The following is an 18,935-nucleotide window of genomic DNA, read 5'->3' on the forward strand; positions in this document are numbered from 1 at the left end:
TCCCAAGTCGTTCATGCGGCTTCGAGCGCGGCGCGCCGCCTGCGCCACTGACGCTGGAACTGGCCGTAAAAGCCGTAGATCAGCGAAAGCGCGCTCAACGCCAACAGCGTACCGGCGATCGGTCGCATCAACACACTGCTCCAGTCAAAGCTGCTCAGCATCAGTGCGCGACGCAGGCTGATTTCGGCGACCGGACCGAGCACCAGACCGATGATCAACGGTGCGATCGGGTAGTCGAGCTTGCGCAACAGGAAGCCGAATGCGCCGAAAACCAGCATGACCACCACATCCATCACATTGTTGCGCAACGCATACACGCCGGTCATGCACAGCACGACGATGCTGGGACCGATGAGCGCATACGGCGCATCGAGAATCTTCGCGAAGTGACGTGACGCCTTGAGACCGAAGAAGATCATCAGCAGGTTGGCGATGAACATGCCGATGAACACGGAATAGACCAGTTCCTTGTTCTGCACCAGCAGCATCGGTCCGGGCACGATGCCGTGGATCGTCAGGCCGCCGATCATCACCGCCGTCGCCGCACTGCCGGGAATGCCAAGTGCGAGCAGGGGCACCATCGAGCCGCCCACCGCGGCGTTGTTCGCGGCCTCGGGTGCGGCGATGCCCTCCGGCTCGCCGGTACCGAATTTCTCCGGGTGGCGCGACCAGCGCACCGCTTCGCTATAGCTCATGAAGGCCGCGGTGGTGGCACCGACACCGGGCAGGGTTCCAATGATGGTACCCAGGACCGATGAGCGCGCCAGCGTGCCCTTCATCGCCATCATCTCCCTGAACTTGGGCAATGCCGTGGAGACTTTGGTGATCGCCTCGCCCTCCGGCACGCGTTCGCTGAAGCGTACCAGCACCTCGGACAGAGCGAACATGCCGATGATGGCCGGAATGAAGCCGATGCCGGACAGCAACAGGTCGTTGCCGAAGGTGAATCGGCTGCCTCCGGTCAGCGGATCGATGCCGACCGTGGCGATGACCAGCCCGAGAATGCCGGCAATCAGTGCCTTGGTGACCGAGGTCGTGCCGATGGATGCGATCGCCGTGATCCCCAGCACAGCCAGCGCGAAGTACTCCGCCGGGCCGAAGCTCAATGCGACCTTGGCCAGCGGAGGTGCGGCCAGCATCAGCACCACGGTACCGAAGATACCGCCCACCGCCGATGCGGCGAGCGCGATTCCGAGCGCTTTCCCGGCCTGCCCCCTCTTCGCCATGGGATAGCCGTCGAGCCCGGTACAGGCCGCTTCCGGGCTACCCGGCGTGTTGAACAGGATTGCCGAGATGGAACCGCCGAAGGTGGATCCGACATACACGGAACCGAGCAGCAGAAGACCTTCGATGGGGCCGAAGCCGAAAGTAAATGGAATCAGCAGCGCCACGCCGACCACGCCCGTCAGCCCCGGCATCGCACCGAAGATGATGCCCCACATCATTCCGAAAACGATGAACAGCAAGGTCGTGGGGTGGCTCGCCATGTATTGCGCAGCCGTCAGAAAGCCGTCCGTCACTTCATTTCTCCTTCGCGCCGCTGATCACGCCGCTGCGCCTGCGGCAGACGTTGGCAGCGCGTGCACGCACATACATCAGTAGATCAGCCTGCTGAAGGTCTCGAAGATCCCGGCGCCGCGCGGCAACGGCATCGACAGGACCTTGACGAAGACCAGCGTCACCAGACCGGTAAACACGAACGGGTAGATCAGTGCGATGCGCCAGTTGCCGTAGCCGATCAGCCGTGTCGCCAGCAGCAGGAAGATCACTGTCGCCAGGATGAATCCGATCGTCTGAAGGCCGACGAAATAGCCCAGGATCAGCACTGCGGCCCCGCCAAGCTTGCGCCAGTTCACAACGGACGCCTCGCCGTCATCCGTTCGGACGTTGCGGACTTCGCGGGTCGCGAGGTAGGTGAAGAATTGCTGCAGGAGTTGCACCAGTGCGATAACGGCGACCACCGCCAGCAGGATCTTGGGCCAGAAGTCGGAGTCGATCCCCGCATAACGGGCGAACTTCTGAAAATCGTCCGCAGCGAACCACAGGTAGATGGACCCCGCGAACAACAGCAACGAGAAGGCGCCATCGATGGCAATCCGGCTCATCTGGAAGTCTCCTTGAGGATGTCTTTCACGCGCCTGTCCGCGTCGGTCACCAACCGACATTCGTGGCGAATCGGTGGCCGAAGCGACCCCACCGCACGCCGCAGGTCCGAACGGGTCAGGACTGCGGCGGGCAAGCGGGGGTCAGGTCAGGTGAATCAGATGTGGCCGAGCTTCTGCAGCACTGCGCGATAGGTCTCGATTTCGCTCTCGAGGAAGGTCTTGAACTCGTCCGGTCCGAGCAGCACGGAACGGTACTGAAGGCCGCTCTTCGACTCGATGTCCTTGTAGCTCTTGGCCTGGACTGCCTGCTCGAACACCGAATAGAGCGCGTCGGCGTGGGCTTCTTCATCGCCCTGCTTGAGCGCGAAACCGCGCCAGCGTCCGAGCGTCACGTCCACCCCCAGTTCGCGGGCGGTCGGCACATCCGGCAGCACCGGCAGACGCTCCTCGGCGAACACCATCAGCGGACGCAGGTCACCCGCCTCGATCATCGAGCGCGTCGGGCCGTATTCCTCATACATCACGTCGACGTGCCCGCCGAGCACGGCCGAGATGACTTCAGCACCTGAGTCGAACGGTACGGCACTCAGTTCAGCGCCGGATCGCAGGTTCCACAGGCCCACCAGGGTTTCGTCGAAACCGGCCGCACCGGTCATCGCGATATTGAGCTTGCCCGGACTCTTGCGAGCGTGGTCGATGAGGTCCTGGGCACTCTTGATCGGGCTGTCGGATTTCACGTAGAACAGACCCTGGTCGTACTGCACGCGCGCCACCGGCATAAACTTGGTGGCATCGATGCGGCCCTTGGCGTGGTTGATGACTTCTTCAGGCCCGATCGCCATCATCGTGTAGCCGTCGGCGCGGCGGCTGAAGAACTGCGTCGCGGCAGGAATGCCACCACCACCGGTAACGGAGATGCCCACCAGCGACTGGCCGGTGATGTCGCCAAAAGGCTGGCCGATCGCGCGGATGAACAGGTCGGTTCCGCCACCGGGGCCGAACTGGTTGATCACTTCAACGTTACGCGCGGGATAGTCCTTGGTGTCGGCAATGGCCGCCTGCGACACCACGCCGAGGCTGAGCATCATCAGCGCCAGGCACTTCGAAATTCTGATGTGCATCTTCGTCTCCTTGTTCTGTTGGTATTTTCGTCCTGCACACGCCAAGTCAAAGGGCTTCGATTTGATCTAGGTCAATGCACGCCCTGAACTAATATATTAGCGGTGTACGAGGTGCATGTTACTAACGTGCGCGACCTTGTCAAGCAACGCGTAGCGGACGTAGTCAAAAAATTGGGAGAGTGTTCAGCCGTTTCGTGCGAGCCACGCGGCAGAACCGGCGACCGAACGGAATTCATCGCTGGCGCGCGCGCGGATGCCGGGAAAATCTTCCTCGATCATCCGCGTCAGGGCGCGCCCGGGACCGATTTCGAGCACCACATCGACGCCGTACTCGATCATCGACTGCAGGCAGTCATGCCACTGCAGTGGCTCACAGATCTGCCGCGACAGCCACGCAACGGTGTCCTCATGGCGCATCAAGGCACGACCATCGAGGCCACTGAGCAAAGTCGCCCTGGGGCGTGCCCAGTTCGCGGCAGACAATGCCGCTGCAAAAGGCGGCACCGCCGCCGCAATGAAGTGCGTATGGGATGCAAGGCTCACCGACAGCCGGCGCAGGTGGGTCGCACCGTACTCCGGCGCCTGCCGCTCGAACCGTTCGACCGCCTCCTCGGGACCGCCGATCACGACATGGCGCGGCCCGTTGACGATGGCCAGCGCCGCCCCGTGCGCCGGCGCAAGCGCTTCGGCCTGCACGGCGTCGATGCCGATCACGGCGCTCATGCACAGGGGGCCGCAAGCGGCCGCAGCGGCGGCGTCCATGTTCTGAGCGCGCAGCGCCGTGAGTGCCAGCGTGGTCTGGGCATCCCACACGCCGGCCGCACCATGAGCAGCCATTTCGCCCACGCTGTATCCCGCGCACAACGCCGGCCGAACGCCCTCGGCACGCAGCGCGGCGACCGTCGCGAGCGCATGACCGACGACCAGAAGCTGGGCGATGCGGTTGCCGCACAGCTCCGACTCGGTGACGCGCTCGGCCATCGTGCGCACATCGAAGCCGAGCTGTGCCGACACGAGGTCGAGCACCTCGCCCGCCGCCGGTTCGCGGGCAAGCTGCCCGAACATCGCGGGATGCTGCCCGCCCTGTCCTGCGCAGATGAACGCTATGCGCACGCGTCACGCCCGAAGTCTTCGCAAGCGGCAACGAACAGGGTCGCCGCAAGCAGGTCGGCGGCACCCCCCGGACTCAGGCTGCGATCGACTGCCCGAAGATGCGCCACCGCCACGCTCACGCCACGACGCCCGAACGCACGGCCACGGCGATCTCCAGTGCGTGCGGTCGTCCGCCGCGCTCGGCGCCCAGACGCCGACGCGGATCGTCCTCGGCGTCGACATGCGACAACGCCTTCGCCAGTTCGGCGCGCAGGTCGTCGGCGAACACGCCGTGCAGGCCACCGATGCGCACGAAGTTCACCACCCCCGGCCCCAGCACGGGAAGGCTGCGCGAGAGCTCGACAAGGCGCTCTTCGGGGATGCGCGTGACGCGCGACATCGCGCTTGGCGCCATCAGGCGCAGTTCCGCATCGGGCAATGCATAGCACGCACCGGTCGCCATGCCGGTGGCCATGAAGCCGCCACTGATGGCCAGGGTGTGCACCAGACCGATCACGCGATGACCCCCGCGGCGCGCCGCGTCGAGACATTTCGTGAGGTGCGCGATGCAGCCGTTGTTGCCCATCAGCTCGTCCCAGCGCGACAGGCGCTGACCCGAGTTGTCGACGATCAGCACGATTGGCCGGCCGGGTGCGCTGCGCATCGTGTCCAGCACGCGACGCGACATCGCGAGCGCCAGATCGACGCCGATGTGGGCCTGATCGGTAGTCCCGATCACGGTCACGGTCTGGCCATCAACGCTTGCAGTGCCGGCAAGCAGCTTGCCCTGGCGCACGACCGCATGTTCCTCGCCGAAGAGCTCGACCAACAGGCGTTCGGACGGATGGGCCGCAGTGGTGGCGTTCATCGCGATGTCTCCTCCAGGGTGCCGAGCAGCCGATTGAAGGCGTCGGGCTCGAGTTCCGGCACGCGTTCGGGTGCGTCCACGCCCAGGGCGGCCCACACGTCCACCCCGTCGCGGCATTCGGCAAAGCGGGTCACGCGCGCCTCCAGGCGCGCCTGTTCGGTCTCCAGCGAATCGAGATCGTGCGCGCGCGACCGGCCCAGATATCCGGCGATCGCATCGCGAAAGGCGTCCATTCCGTCGGCGACCAGCGCGTCGGCCTCGCCGAGCAGGCGACGGTGCTTGCCGCCCATCGTGCGCCACACCAGCGCGCGATCGCGCGAGTCGAATTCCTCCACGCCCTCGACGGCCTCGATCACTTCTGGCCCCGAGATGGAAAGACGGCCTTCCTCGCTGATCACGATCCAGTCGCAGGACCGCGCGATGATGGACATGCCGCCGTAGCAGCCGTTCCTGCCACCGATCGCGACGATGACCGGAATGCCGGCCGCGCGCACCGCAAGCACCGCACGCTGGATCTCGCCCATCGCGATGAGGCCGGCATTGGCCTCCTGAAGACGGACGCCGCCCGAATCGATGAGCAGGATCACCCCGTCGGGACGCACGTCGAGCGCTCGTTCGATGAGTCCGGTCAGTTTCGCGCCGTGCACCTCGCCGACCGAGCCGCCCATGAAACTGCCCTCCTGCGCGGCAATCAGCACCGGCCGCCCGGCCAGCAGGCCTTCGCCGACGACGACTCCGTCATCGAAGGCCACCGGCATGTCGAGCAGCGGCAGATGGGGGCTGGTGCGCCGCGCAAGCGGGCCGCAGAACTCGCGGAATGTGCCGGCGTCGAGCAGGCCGCGCACGCGCGTGCGGGCACCGGCTTCGAGAAAGCTGTGACGCGCTATCTTCATGCCGGGGCTCCCTTGAGGTCGGCCGCGGCCTGGTCGAGGCGCAGGCACACGACCGCCGGCGTCGCACCCCCGTCGTTGATCGAGATGCGCACGTCGGCCAGCCCCTGGCGCGTGACGAAGTCGCTCAGCACCTTGTGCCAGGTGCGCTCGTAGCCCCGGATGGCGGTGTCGACGACCGCCTCGCAGCGGCCCGACAGCTCGGCGCGCTCGAGCAGTACTTCGAGATTGCCCGAGCCGACGACGCCTGCATGGGCAAAGTCGTTGGCCGGTGCCATGCTGCCGTGATCGAAAGAGAATTCCAGATGTTCCATGTTCGTCTCACCAGTTGCGGAAACGCGCGGGGGGATCGTAGAGCCCGCCCGACCAGCGCACCAGATCCTTGATCGAGCGTGCCGCGAGCAGGTCGCGCGTCGCCAGCCGCTTGTCCACGCCGAGGTCCTCGGGATAGCTCACGGCGCCCTTGGCCCGCAGACGACGCACCATTTCGGGATCGCGCGCCATACCCACCTCGGTGTAGCCGGCCACGCCACGAATGGCCTGTTCGCGCTCTTCGGGGCCGTCGCACAGCAAGAGGTTGGCGATGCCCTCTTCGGTGACGATGTGGGTCAGATCGTCGCCATACACCATGACCGGCGGCAGCGGCAGCCCGAAGCTCTCCTGCAGCTTCCAGGCGTCGAGCCGCTCGACGAAGGTCGAACTGAGCCCTTCGCGGAAACTCTCGACGATCTGCACGACGAGCTTGCGACCGCGCGGCATGCCGTTGCCACGGTGTGCCTCGCGTCCGGCCATCAGCCAGCTTTCGCTGCCGTGGCGGCGCGCCCGCGACTCCGAACCGAAGTTCGGCGCGCCACCGAAGCCCGTGATGCGCGAAAGCGTGGCGGTCGAGGAGTTGCCTTCGAGATCGATCTGCAGGGTCGAGCCGATAAACAGATCCGAATAATGGCCAGCGATCTGGCAGAAGATGCGGTTCGAGCGCATCGACCCGTCGCGTCCGGTAAAGAACACGTCCGAGCGCTCGGACACGTAGTTTTCCATGCCGAGTTCCGAGCCCGCGCAATGAATGCCCTCGACGAAGCCCGACTCGATCGCCGGAATCAGCGTGGGGCAGGGATTGACCGACATGTATTTGCAGATCTTGCCGCGCAGACCGAGATCCGCGGCGTAGGTCGGCAGGATCAGCTCGATCGCGGCGGTATCGAAGCCGATGCCGTGATTGAGCCGCGCCACCCCGTACTTCTCGTAGATGCCGCGAATCACCATCATCGCCATCAGGATCTGGACCTCGGTGATGGCGGCCGGATCGCGCGTGAAGATGGGCTCGATGTAATAGGGGCGCGGCGCTTCGACCACGAAGCTGACCCAGTCGCCGGGGACATCCACACGCGGCACGCGGTCGACGATGCGATTGACCTGCGCGATCAGGATGCCGGACTTGAACGCCGTCGCCTCGACGATGGCCGGCGTGTCCTCGGTGTTGGGCCCGGTGTAGAGGTTGCCTTCGTGATCGGCGGCATCGGCGGCAATGAAACTCACGTTGGGCGTGAGGTCGCAGAAATACCGACCGTACAGTTCGAGGTAGGTGTGGATCGCGCCGACCTTGAGCCGCCCTTCCTTGACCAGACGCGACAGGCGCAGCCCTTGCGGGCCGGAGTAGCAGAAATCGAGCCGTTCCGCGATGCCGCGCTCGAACACGTCCAGATGCGGGGCGAGCGCGATGTTCGACTGGATGATGTGCAGGTCGTGCACGCGCTCGGGCGACACTTCGGCCAGACATTCAGCGAGAAAATCGGCATGCTTCTGGTTGTTGCCTTCGATGCACAGACGGTCACCCGGTTCGATGACGGCTTCGAGCAGGGCCACCACATCGTCCGGCGCGACTACCTTGTCCTTCGCGAGCGCCGCGCCGCGCTGCATGCGCGCACAATAACGCTCGCGCAGCGTTCCCCAGTCCCGTACCGCTCCATCGATCGCTGTCCCGGAATCACCCATCGTCATCACCACCTTGCTTTTTTCCGCCGACATCGGCAACGCAAACGTGCGCTACATCTAAAATACTACTAATATATTAGCAGCCTGCATTCTGCCCACCATACACCGGGGACGCAAGCATGCGTCTGTTCGAACCACGCACGGCGGCGCAAACCACACTCGAACGGACGACCGAAAAACACTGTCATTGATTGCGGAGGTTCAACGTGACCAGCTCGCCAACCAACGAACGCCAGACGCGCGAGGCGCTCCCCACCTTCACGGACTGTCACGCGGGCATCGTCGGCCATCTGGACGCGCTGGGCGAACTCGACGCCCTGCTCGCCTCGGCCGCGCGCGCGCGGAAAATCGCGCAACAGGCGGTGGAATTCTTCGACGAGATGATTCTCGAACACCACGAGGACGAGGAGCGCGAACTGTTTCCCACGGTGCGCAAACATGCCGCCGCAGGCGAAGAACGCGAACTCGTCGATTCGCTGTGTGACCGTCTCACGGCTGACCACCGTTCGCTCGAGAAGCAATGGCGTGCGATCAAGCCGCAACTGGCGCGCATCGCCGCCGGCAAGGATACCGCTCTGGACTCCGAAGCCACCGCCGCGCTGATCGCCGGCTACAAGGCGCACGCCCACTTCGAGGAAACCCGCCTGCTGCCGCTCGCCGCCGAGATCCTCGGCCGCAGCGACGCCGAACTGGCACGCCTGGGATACGCGCTGCACATCCGCCACGCCACGCGCACGGCCAAGCCCTTCGGCTGATCGCGCCGCCCGCTGACATCAGCGCCAGCGCGACTCGTTCTCGCGGCGCGTGAATTTCACCATGCGTCCGTCGGTGAGCACTTCGCGGATGCGCCACGGCACGCCCTCGGCGTCGATCTCCACCAGGCCGACGCCGGCGCCGTTGAGCAGGCGGCGGCCGTGCGGCGTGCCTTCGGGCTTGCGCGGGATCACGCGCATGTTGCGTCGGCGAGTGAACCAGTTGAGCGGCGAGCGGGGCGAGTACAGCCAGCGGTTGGCGCGGTCGAGCCGGTCGAGCAGCTTTGGGGGAAATTCGTTGCGCAGGCCGCTGCTGCAGATCTGCCAGATGTCGGGGCCGTGCTCGCGCCCGCGCAGTTCGACGTCGTAGACGAAGGAGTAATGCACGTCGCCGGAGAGCACGACGAAGTGCTGCGGCGTCTTGGGATGGCGGAACACGTTGAGGATGGCGTGCGCCGCGCCCGGATGGGCCATCCAGTTCTCGGCATCGACGGTGAGCGGATGGCCGCACCAGGTGACGATGCGCTGCAGGGTCTCGATGAGCTTGACGCCGAAGATCGGCGCGGGCGAGACCATCAGCACCGCCGGATGGTCGCGCAGTTCCTGCTGCAGGTCGGTGATCGACTCCCAGTCCATCAGGCCCGACGGGCGGCGTGCGGCGGTCTCCGAGCGCCAGCGATGGGTGCGCGTGTCGATCACCACCAGCGGCGGCGTGGTGGGCCAGGTGTAGTGCCAGTCGCGGAACTTGAGCAGGCGGTCGATGCACGTTTCGTGCGCCTCGCCGCCGGGACGCGCGAGCGTGTCGGCCACGGCGTCGAGCACCGCGTCGTCGAAGGCCTCGGGCCGGTTGCCCCAGCCCTGATGGATCAGATAGCCCACAATGGCGTTGCCCACCACGCGGCGCGAGAACGGGTGGCCGTAGGCCACCTCCTCCCACTCACGCGACAAATTCCAGTCGTCGGTGACGTCGTGGTCGTCGAAGATCATCGCCACCGGCAGATGGGCGAACAGCCGGCGCACCGCCGGCAGCGCACGCACGAAGCCGTCGAGCAGGCCGCGCTCGCGCTCGAACAGCGCGCGTGATTCGGCATCCAGCCAGCCCTGCGCATCGAGTTCCAGCCCCTCCCACACGCTCGGCGACCAGGCCAGCAGATACATCGCCAGGACCTCGGCGAGCGCGATCAGATGGTTGTGCGCGCTGTCCGTGGTGAAGATCGGTTTCTCGACCCCGCCGAAGAGGATCTCGACGAGTTGTGCATTGCCCTTGCGCCGCGGCAGCAGGCGCTCGCGCCGATAGTAGCCGTCGGGGTGGGCGTAGAGTTGCTCGGAATCGCCCACGCCGCACTCCTCGGTGCCGTCGAGCGTCTCCGGCGGCAGACCCAGGCGGGGGATGAGGGCGTGGATGGCGCGCAGCATCGGGCCGGCGACATCGTCGCAATACACCTGATCGCCGCACAGCACCAGCGCCGAGGGCCACGCGGGCAGTTCGCCGGCGGCCTCGCACGGCGGGCCGTCGTGCGCGATGCGCCGCGCGAGCAGTTCGTCTGCCGCCGCCAATCCGTCACCGCCGTCGAAATGCGGCTTGCGGCACGAGCCATACAGCAGCGAGGCGACCTGCGGCGCGAACACGAAGCCCGGTCCCTCGCGCCCCGGGTAGCACAGGTCCGGCGCCCATTCGCGCCAGCCCTGCCACGCGGCGTCGGGCGCGTCGAGCGGCTGCACGGCGATGTCGTAGCCGATCCAGCGCTGTTCGGGCAGAGCCTCGTCGAGGGTCAGATCAAGAAGCAGATAGTGCAGATGTTCGCCGGCCGCAATCTGCCGGCAGCCCGCATCACCCGGCGCCAGCACCCGCTCGCGCGGGCCGCGGTCCGCATCCAGGCGCACGCGCAGCCGCAAGGGCCGGCTTGCCGCCAGCCACCACACCACACGCTGCGCCTCGACGCGCCGCAGGATGGGCCCGCACAGGACCAGCGGAAGTTCAGACGACATGCCCACCCCGATGACAAGCTTCGAACACGGCCGCAGCGGCTGCGCGGCGACAGAGCGCAGCCGACCCTATCATCGGGCGCATCAGCTCGCCCACCCTTGCGCGCCGGCGGCGTCGGCACCGCCCTGGTGCTGCGCGATCCAGGCCGGCACTTCTTCAGCCGCGACGGGTCGCGAAATCAGATAGCCCTGCAGATAATCGCAACCGAGCTCGCGCAGCAGTTCGCGGCTGGCCGGGGTCTCGACGCCTTCTGCGACCACCTCGAGGCCGAGGTTGTGGCCCATCTCAATGGTCGAACGCACGATGATCGCGTCGTCGCCCCCGTCGTCCAGGCGCAGGATGAAGGACTTGTCGATCTTCAGTTGCTGCACCGGCATGCGCTTGAGCTGAGCGAGCGAGGAATAGCCCGTGCCGTAGTCGTCCACCGCAATGCTCATGCCCGCTGCGCGCAGCGCCTCGAGCGTGCGCAGGGCGAGTTCGGCGTCCTGCATGATCGCGCTTTCGGTGACTTCCAGGCTGAGGCGCTCGGTGGTCAGCGCGTGCTTGTTGAGCACCTCGAGAATGCGTGCCGGCAGAGCAGTGTCGATGACATCGTGTGCCGACAGGTTGACCGCCACGCAGACACGCTGCCCCTGTGCCTCCCAGGCTGCAACGTGCGCGCACACCGCCTCGATCATCCAGCCGGTGAGCAGATGGATGTTGCCCGAGCGTTCGGCCAGGCCGATGAACTCGTCGGCCGGAATGAAGCCCAGTTCGGCGTGCTGCCAGCGCATCAACGCCTCAAATTCCACCAGTTCGCCGTCCGCGGCGCGCAACTTGGGCTGGAACACCATCGCCAGTTGCCCGCGACCCACCGCCTCCTGCAGATCGCGGATCAGCGTGAGCTGGCGCAGGTGCTGCTCGTCCTGCCCCATGGCGTAGCGCTGATGGTGCACGCGCGCGCTGCGCGCCGCTTCCAGCGCGACCTCCGCGCGGCGCAGCAGCAGCGTCGGGCTGTCGCCGTGCTCGGGAAAGCCGACTTCGCCCACCGACACCGACGGGCGGATGGGCGAGTCGCGCAGGTCGATGGGTTCGGCCATCTCGCGCTGCAGGCGCTGCAGCCACTGCGGATCGATCCCGGCGCCATCGAGCAGCAGCAGGAACTCGTCTCCCCCCAGGCGATACGCGGTGCGCGCCGGCGGCGGCATTCCCGCGAGCCGGCCCGCGAGCGTGGTCAGCACGCGATCGCCCAGCGCGTAGCCGAAGGTATCGTTGATGGCGCGAAAGCCGTTGATCGCCAGGCGCAACAGCACGAAGGGCGCGCCTGCGGCGATCGCCACCTCGATGTCCTGCTGGGCGGAACTGCGGTTGGCCAGGTCGGTGAGCTGGTCATGACGCGAACGATGCAGCAGCGAAGCCTCGCGCTCATCGATGTCGTCCTGCATCACCAGCATGGTGTCGGCCAGCAGGGCGATTTCACTCTGCCGCGGGACTTCGATACGCTCGAGGCGCTCGCCGCGACCGATGCGCCGCGCCGCGTCGGCGAGTACGCCCAGCGGCCGGCTCACGCCGCGCGCACTGAGCATCGCCACCGCCGCGGCGAAGGCCAGCGTCAGCGCGAAGATGCCCAGCAGCTGCCAGCGCAGTTCGCGATAAGTGGCGAGCAGGCGGTCACGCGCCACGCTGGCGACAGCGTAGGCGCGACCGTCGTCTCCTTCATGCAGCATCGCGGCCCGGTTGAGGTAGTCCAGGCGCGCATCGAAGCCGCTGCCGTCGAGATAGTCGCCGGCGGCCAGCGCGGCGCGCAGTGCACCGGGATCGAGCCGGGCACCCCCGTCATCGAGCGAGGTGACGAACCACGGCTGTGCCGAGGCCCCGCTGTCGACCACGAAGCTCGCCGACAGGCGGGTGAGGTTGGCAATCTCGCGCGCCAGCGCCTCGTCAAGCAGAAAGCCCATGCCCACCCAGCCGATCAGGTTGGGCGCCATCACCGGCAGCAGCACGAACTGATAGGGCCGGCCTTCCTCCAGCACCACACCCACGCTGCCCGCCTCGTCGCGCGCCTGCCGCCAGGCGGCCTCAAACGGCAGCGCCGTGCCGCGCGCATGGTGACTGCCCGCCAGCAGCGTGCCCTGCGGGTCGGTGAGCAGGACCATGTCGGCCCCGGCACGATCGCCATGGTTGGCCAGCACGCTGATCAGGGTGTTCGCATCCTCGGTCGCGACCGCGCTGCGAAAGCCGAAATCGGCGGTCAGGATGGAGACGTTGTCGCGCAACTGCTTGCCGCGCTCGTCGAGCAGTTGCCTGAGCACGCTCAGGCCGACATCGAGCTCGCGGCCGCCGCTGCTCAGCACGTCGCGCTCGATGGTGCGCAGGATCGCCACCGCGCTGACGAGCTGCGAGACCAGCACCACGGCGAGCATCACCAGAAGCAGCCGACGACCGAAACTCATCGTACGCGGCCTGCCTCGCCGGCCTCGCGCAGGCGTTGCTGCAATGGCGAGGTGCGGCGCTCGAGCGGCGCGCTGGCACGCAGTTCCAGCGCCACATCACGCGTTGCCCCCGCCTCGACGCGACCCTCCCACCACTGCTGATGGGTGTCTTCGAGTCGCGGGTGCCATACGCGCAGGCGATGCTCGCCCGGCGGCAGCGCGTCGAATCGCGCGCGCCCGTCGGCGCCCGTCACGGCATGGGCGGTGGCCTCGCTGACCACGATGAAGGCGAGCATGTGATCATGGATGTTGCAGCCCAGCACCACCACCCCGGCACGCTCGAAAACGATGGCCGGCGGCGTATCCTCGAGGTAGAGCTTGATCTCGAAGGTCTTCGCCGGCGAGAAGGAGAATACGTGGTGGCGCGTGGTGTCGCGGTTCGGAAAAGCCACGGCACCGCCCACGGGCACGACCGTGACATGGGGGACGAAGGTCTTGTCGCGCTGGATCACCTGAGCTGCTGAAATATCAGCTTCGGACGCCTCCCGGTCGACGAAAATCTCGACAACGGCGTTCTCCAACGGCTGTCCGCTGGCCACATCGCGCACGGTCACCTCGGCAGCCGAAGCGTGCAGCGCGCCGCCCGCCAGCAGGAGGACGAGCCCGCAGTGCCGTGCCAAGCCGGCCACCCGTGATCCCTTCGTTCGACAATGGCCGCTCACACCCTCTCCTGAAAATCCGGCTGCCATGACAGGGCGCGGATCGACCGTGCCGTGCGCGATTGCCGCGACGACAAGTCTAGCATCGCGCACTCGGCCCACGATTCAGGCGAACGACGGCGCGCGAAAGCGTGCGAGGACCGCCGCCACGCGGGTCACGAAGGCGCCGATCATCGTCGCGACCACCGCCAGGAACAGATTCTCGGGATCCAGGTGCGGCGTCTGCCACGCCAGATAGGCGGACAGCAGAAAGCCCCAGATCAGCGGTACTTCGGCATAAAATTCGCCCTTGAGGCTCGCGATGTTGCCCGACTGGCGCACGAGGTCGCGCAGCATGCCGCCACCGGCCGCGGTGATCATCGCCAGCAACGGCCCCCACATCCACAGCGGCTCGGTGCGCTCGGAAACGGCCACCGCCACACCGGTCACCGTGAAGGCGGCGATCCCGACCGCATCGGACAGCTCGTAGAGATTGCGCAACACGCGATTGCGGCCGAAGGCCTCGAGCGCCTCACCAAGGCGCCCGCGTCGCCGCACCAGACGCAGGATACGGATGAGCACGAAGCCGACAACCACCGTCGCGCCCACCAGCCCGAGATACAACGGCGTGCCGAGCACCGCGAGCGGCTCGCGGCCGACCACCAGATCGCGCATCGCACCGCCGCCGACCGCCGGCAGGGCGGCGAGCACCAGCGCCCCGAGCAGGCTGTAGCGCTCCCGAAAGGCGATCAGCAGCCCGGACAGGGCGAACGCCACGGTGCCGACGATATCGAGTACGCGAAACCAGTCGGTGTCGAGCGTCTGCGCCAGCAGGATGGGCGAGAGGAAGGCGCTGATGATGCGCCGCATCTCGCCGCGCTCCTCGAGCCGCACGATGGCCTCGTCGAAGCGCTGCACGACCTCGGGCGAGACGCTTTGCTTGCTGAAGATGAAATGGATGTCGGTCGAGAAGCGCAGCGGATGCTCCTCGACCTGCTCTCGCCAACCCCCGCGCCAGGCCGAGGTAGTCGCCACCAGACGGTCGGCGATCACCGCGTCGACTCGCTTTTCCAGCAGGTTGCGCAGGTTCTGGTAATCGTTCTCGGCGGTGACGATCAGCGCGGCGTTGGCAGGATCCGAGATATAGCCGTTGACCGCCTCATCGGCATACGCGAACCCGTCCACCACGCCCAGCCGCAACCCGGAGCGGCGGAACCCGTCGAGCATCTGCGCGATGTCGTCATGCGGATGCAGCCCGGCCTCACCCCGGCGCAGATAGAAGACGTTGGTCTCCTGCCGGTACGGGCGAGAGTAATGAACATACTCGGCGCGTTGCGCAGTCCAGGTCGCGCCCGATGCGATATCGGCCCGTCCGTCGCGCAGGCGCTCATGATGTTCGGCCCAAGCCAGATAGGGCTGCTGCACCGCGAAGCCGGCCTCGCGCGCAACCGCACGCATCAGTTCGATATCCACCCCGGTGAGCACGGTCGAGCCGTCGTGCGTCTTGGTGAACTGGTAGGGATCCCACAGATACCAGCCCCCCTGCAGGACCTGCAGATGACGGCCCGCCGCATCGATCTCGCGTTCGGTGCCCTGCTCCTGGGCCAGCGCCGCGCACGCGACAAGACCGCCGGCGAGCACCACCCCGGCCTGTACGACGCACACGCCGAGGACAGCGCGCAGCGACGCCAAGCAACGCGCAACGTGTGTCGATATCCACCTTGCTTCGGCCATCGCTCCCCCGCCCGGCGCATGCGCAGTCGATACGAATCGTAAGCCTAACAGGCCGACATGCGAATACGGCACGGGCGCGACTCTCGCTACGACAACGGCGACCTCTGTCTCAGGGGAAAATGACGGTTGTGCGACGCTGCAATCGGGATAGGGGCGGTCAGCTTACCTGACCGTTCCCCTCCCACACCACCCGGCATGCGGGTCCGCACCGGGCGGTTCGAGCAGTTGAGGTCATGAGAGCCGGGGCACTCCGATCCGGTCGAAGTAGGCGATAGGCATTGCCCGGTTCAGCGCCATGCGGCTGTTGCGCCACCAGCACCGACTGTTCGCGGCCACCTTGCGAGCGTCCGCCTCCGAAGCGCCCAGCGCTTTCAACTCCCGATACATCGTCGTACTCCGGCGCCAGTGCTTGAGCTGCACGGCACGCAGCCGGTGTCGAATCCACTCGTCGAGTCCGCGGAACACTTGCGGCGTCTGCGCGAGCTGGAAGTAGGCCTTCCAGCCCGGCATGTAAGTCCGGAGTTGTTCGGCGATCTCCGGCAGGCTACGCCCACCCGAGCGACGCGTCATTTGTCGGATGCGTTGCTTGAAGGTCTCTTTGGCCTTGTCCGCCACCTTGCATTTGACCTGACCGCCTCGGCCATACCAGAAGGCATAACCGAGAAACTTCCGGCCAGATGCGGGCGCGACGGCCGTCTTGGCCTCATTGACCTTCAGATGGAGTCGGTCGTAGAGCTTGCGCAGCCCGTCCAACACGCGTTCGCCCGCACGACGGCTGCGTACATATACGTTGCAGTCGTCGGCGTAACGCACGAAGCGGTGACCGCGCTGTTCCAACTCCCGATCCACCTCGTCGAGCAGCACGTTGGCCAGCAGCGGCGACAATGGCCCGCCTTGCGGCGTGCCCTCGTAGCGTTCCATGACCACTCCACCCTCCATGATCCCGGCCACGAGGTAGCGACGAATCAGCCGTAGCACGGCTTTGTCGTTGATGCGCCTCGATAACCGTTCCATCAGGATGTCGTGATTGACCCGGTCGAAGAATTTCTCCAGATCCACATCGACCACCACCCGGTAGCCGTCCTGCACGTAGCGCTGTGCATCGAGCACCGCGTCATGCGCACGGCGTCCCGGTCGAAAGCCATAGCTATGTTCGGAGAACGTCGGATCAATCTTGCGCTGCAAGACTTGCAGCAGGGCTTGCTGGATCAGCCGATCCGTCACCGTCGGTATCCCCAATTCACGCACGCCCCCGTCGGGTTTCGGAATCTGGACACGGCGCACCGGCGCGGGCCGGTAGCTGCCGTCCAGTAACGTTTCCCGAATCCGGGGCCAGTGCGCTCTCAGGTAGTCCGCCGTCTCGGCAATCGACCGACCATCCACCCCTGCACTGCCGCGATTGGATTTGACGCGCTTCCACGCCGCCTCCATGTTCGCGCTCGCGAGCACCTGCGCAAGCAGGCCCTCTCGCCCCGGGCTTCCAGTTGCATGCCGCGCCGTCCGTGCTTCATCACGCATCGCCTCAAGCGCGGCTTCACCCCGCCCTCCCGCGTTGCGCCCCGCATGACCGGGCTTCTGATGCACTGCACGTTCGAGCGACATGGCCTTCGGCCCTCCTACTCGTTCGGCCCTTCGCCCCAGCACGGCAGCTACTACGGCCTCTGCTGACTTCTCGCTCCGGCTCGGCGCCGTCGCCCTTTCAGACACAAAGCGAGATCTCCCCAGGTAAGAACGCACTCCTTCGCTGCACAACCGCCGGATCTACGCCGCTTCGCCTTGATCACGAGAGCTTCGCGGTTTCATGCCCGCTCGCCCTGCTCGGCAGCGCCTTCTATCCGATTCTTGTTCATCGGCTCGCAGCTTATGCTCCACGCTTCCTCCCCACACTCGGTCACCCTCATGCAGTTGCGCTTCACTTCGTTCGCTGTGATCAACTTACGGCGGGACTCGCACCCGCAGGAGTGCGCCCATGCTGGGCGCACATGACAAAGGGCCGGACCTTTCGGTCCGACCCTTTGGAAAACTGGCGCGCCTGGCGCCTTGATCATCTGGGGGCGTGGGTTGCACGGCGAGCTCTTTTCAGTGGGGCAATTCGTAAGCGATCCCGAGCCGGGCAGTGACGCTGCCGAGGCGCCGATCGCGCGTCCAGAGCCGGGTACCCGGTGATAGCTTGGTAGCTGCCAGCAGGTGAGCATCGGTATAGCCGACGCCCAGCCCGAAGAGGGCGTGATCGTCGATGAAGCGAAAGACTTCGTCGTCGGTGGCCACGATCGCAGGCGGAAGATTCTGCATTGCCTCGAGCACGACTGCCCGATGGTTGAGACTGCCGAGTGCGATCTCGCCCAACACATGCGGGTGCATGCACACCCGTCCTTCGTTCAAAAGTTCGGACAAGTGTGCTTCGGTGCTACGCATGTGGTCGATCCAGACCGAGGTGTCCACCAGGATCATTCCCCGTGTTCCGTCCGGCGCCGCGGGATGTCGGTCAGCTGTGGTTCTGAGCCGCCCAGCAGGGCCAGCCGGCGGGCGCTTTCGCGTTGGATGAGCGCTCGCAACGCCTCCTTCACCAAGGCAGATTTTTCGGCCATGCCGGTCAGCGCCTGGGCCTTGGCCAAAAGTTCATCATCGAGCGCGAGCGTGGTGCGCATACCGTATCTCCCAACAAAAGGCATACCCTACTATAGCATCATCAAGTGATGCGCTTTTTCGTGCGGATGGGCTTCTGTGACGTCCCGCAAAGCGGATAACCTATTATCTGGCTGACCGCACAAACCCCGCGCGCAAGCCGTCCTCGAGCAAGTCCTTGGCGCGATGCCACAGAACGGGATCGCCCTCGCGCAAGACCTCGAGCAGCAGCGCTTTCTCGGGGAGGTAGATGCGGGCGAATCCGCGGTCGTAGGCGAGGATGGTTGAACTGTTGTCGATGAGATCGGCGAGTTTGATCGTCTTGGCCGTTGCGGGAGCCTTGGCGATGCGCTCGCGATCGAGCGCCTTTCGTGCGGCCCGGTTTCCGCCTTCGGGGCGTGAGACATCGGTGAGCCAGCCTACCAGCGTGGCGACCTCGCCGCCAAAGGTAGCTTCGACCTCAGCGCGGGTACGTCGCGTGTCCTCGAGTACGTCATGTAGGAGCGCGGCGGCGAGCATCTGAGGGGTGTGCTCAACCGTTGCGACGAGTTCGGCGACGGCGACCGGATGCACGATGTATGGCTCTTACAAGCCTACTCGAAAGTGTCCGTGATATCGGGGTAGAACCCCATGGCAATATCACGAGTGTGCATGGCGCGG

General features: G+C 66.0%; 17 protein-coding genes. 1 reads left to right on the forward strand and 16 read right to left on the reverse strand.

Features of this window, described 5'->3' with window-relative positions:
- Nucleotides 1-11: 11 nt before the first annotated feature.
- The 8 genes from C0099_RS15035 to mdcA all read right to left on the reverse strand — a co-directional run bounded on the left by C0099_RS15035 (nt 12) and on the right by mdcA (nt 8,068).
- Nucleotides 12-1,520, reverse strand: a complete 1,509-nt coding sequence (locus tag C0099_RS15035) for a tripartite tricarboxylate transporter permease (protein WP_102248183.1) — start codon at nt 1,518-1,520, stop codon at nt 12-14.
- A 75-nt stretch (nt 1,521-1,595) separates the two neighbouring features.
- Nucleotides 1,596-2,105, reverse strand: coding sequence for a tripartite tricarboxylate transporter TctB family protein (locus tag C0099_RS15040; protein ID WP_164084950.1), 510 nt, complete (start codon nt 2,103-2,105; stop codon nt 1,596-1,598).
- Between the two features lie 155 nt (nt 2,106-2,260).
- A complete protein-coding gene (locus tag C0099_RS15045) occupies nt 2,261-3,226 on the reverse strand; it encodes a Bug family tripartite tricarboxylate transporter substrate binding protein (protein ID WP_102248185.1) in 966 nt (321 codons plus the stop codon).
- Nucleotides 3,227-3,409: 183 nt separating this feature from the next.
- A complete protein-coding gene (locus tag C0099_RS15050; RefSeq protein ID WP_228151606.1) occupies nt 3,410-4,339 on the reverse strand; it encodes an ACP S-malonyltransferase in 930 nt (309 codons plus the stop codon).
- Nucleotides 4,340-4,454: 115 nt separating this feature from the next.
- Nucleotides 4,455-5,186 (reverse strand): biotin-independent malonate decarboxylase subunit gamma, encoded by a 732-nt coding sequence (locus C0099_RS15055; RefSeq protein ID WP_102248187.1) that lies wholly within the window; start codon nt 5,184-5,186, stop codon nt 4,455-4,457.
- On the reverse strand, nt 5,183-6,079 hold the full coding sequence (locus C0099_RS15060) for a biotin-independent malonate decarboxylase subunit beta (protein ID WP_102248188.1): 897 nt from the start codon (nt 6,077-6,079) through the stop codon (nt 5,183-5,185). The genes C0099_RS15055 and C0099_RS15060 overlap by 4 nt, the downstream gene beginning before the upstream one ends.
- On the reverse strand, nt 6,076-6,390 hold the full coding sequence (mdcC, locus tag C0099_RS15065; RefSeq protein WP_102248189.1) for a malonate decarboxylase acyl carrier protein: 315 nt from the start codon (nt 6,388-6,390) through the stop codon (nt 6,076-6,078). Before mdcC ends, C0099_RS15060 begins: the two co-directional genes overlap by 4 nt.
- A gap of 7 nt (nt 6,391-6,397) precedes the next feature.
- On the reverse strand, nt 6,398-8,068 hold the full coding sequence (gene mdcA / locus C0099_RS15070) for a malonate decarboxylase subunit alpha (RefSeq protein WP_102248536.1): 1,671 nt from the start codon (nt 8,066-8,068) through the stop codon (nt 6,398-6,400).
- 206 nt (nt 8,069-8,274) lie between these two features.
- On the opposite strand from mdcA, the gene C0099_RS15075 reads away from it, so the two are divergent.
- Complete coding sequence (locus tag C0099_RS15075) at nt 8,275-8,823, forward strand: hemerythrin domain-containing protein (protein ID WP_102248190.1); 549 nt, start codon at nt 8,275-8,277, stop codon at nt 8,821-8,823.
- Between the two features lie 18 nt (nt 8,824-8,841).
- Here C0099_RS15075 and C0099_RS15080 read toward each other — a convergent pair whose 3' ends face one another.
- The 8 genes from C0099_RS15080 to C0099_RS15120 form a co-directional block, all read right to left on the reverse strand.
- Nucleotides 8,842-10,809 (reverse strand): alkaline phosphatase D family protein, encoded by a 1,968-nt coding sequence (locus tag C0099_RS15080; RefSeq protein WP_173768964.1) that lies wholly within the window; start codon nt 10,807-10,809, stop codon nt 8,842-8,844.
- Between the two features lie 81 nt (nt 10,810-10,890).
- Nucleotides 10,891-13,239, reverse strand: a complete 2,349-nt coding sequence (locus C0099_RS15085; protein ID WP_102248192.1) for a putative bifunctional diguanylate cyclase/phosphodiesterase — start codon at nt 13,237-13,239, stop codon at nt 10,891-10,893.
- Entirely contained in the window at nt 13,236-13,907 is a 672-nt protein-coding gene (locus tag C0099_RS15090) for a Cupredoxin (protein ID WP_102248193.1), read from the reverse strand. The genes C0099_RS15085 and C0099_RS15090 overlap by 4 nt, the downstream gene beginning before the upstream one ends.
- A 135-nt stretch (nt 13,908-14,042) precedes the next feature.
- The gene (locus tag C0099_RS15095; RefSeq protein ID WP_164084951.1) at nt 14,043-15,608 is read right to left on the reverse strand and encodes a TRIC cation channel family protein; all 1,566 of its coding nucleotides are present in this window, start codon (nt 15,606-15,608) and stop codon (nt 14,043-14,045) included.
- Nucleotides 15,609-15,881: 273 nt separating this feature from the next.
- Entirely contained in the window at nt 15,882-17,252 is a 1,371-nt protein-coding gene (gene ltrA / locus C0099_RS15100) for a group II intron reverse transcriptase/maturase (protein WP_102246237.1), read from the reverse strand.
- Nucleotides 17,253-17,729: 477 nt separating this feature from the next.
- Complete coding sequence (locus tag C0099_RS15110) at nt 17,730-18,101, reverse strand: type II toxin-antitoxin system VapC family toxin (RefSeq protein ID WP_102248195.1); 372 nt, start codon at nt 18,099-18,101, stop codon at nt 17,730-17,732.
- Nucleotides 18,098-18,298: a type II toxin-antitoxin system VapB family antitoxin gene (locus tag C0099_RS15115; protein WP_102248196.1), complete on the reverse strand. Its 201-nt coding sequence runs from the start codon at nt 18,296-18,298 to the stop codon at nt 18,098-18,100. The genes C0099_RS15110 and C0099_RS15115 overlap by 4 nt, the downstream gene beginning before the upstream one ends.
- A 103-nt stretch (nt 18,299-18,401) precedes the next feature.
- Nucleotides 18,402-18,848 carry an HD domain-containing protein gene (locus tag C0099_RS15120; protein ID WP_199797633.1) on the reverse strand — a complete coding sequence of 149 codons (447 nt, stop codon included), beginning with the start codon at nt 18,846-18,848 and terminating at the stop codon, nt 18,402-18,404.
- Nucleotides 18,849-18,935 lie beyond the last annotated feature (87 nt).

The sequence above is a fragment of the Pseudazoarcus pumilus genome (genome assembly GCF_002872475.1).
Lineage (GTDB): Bacteria > Pseudomonadota > Gammaproteobacteria > Burkholderiales > Rhodocyclaceae > Pseudazoarcus > Pseudazoarcus pumilus.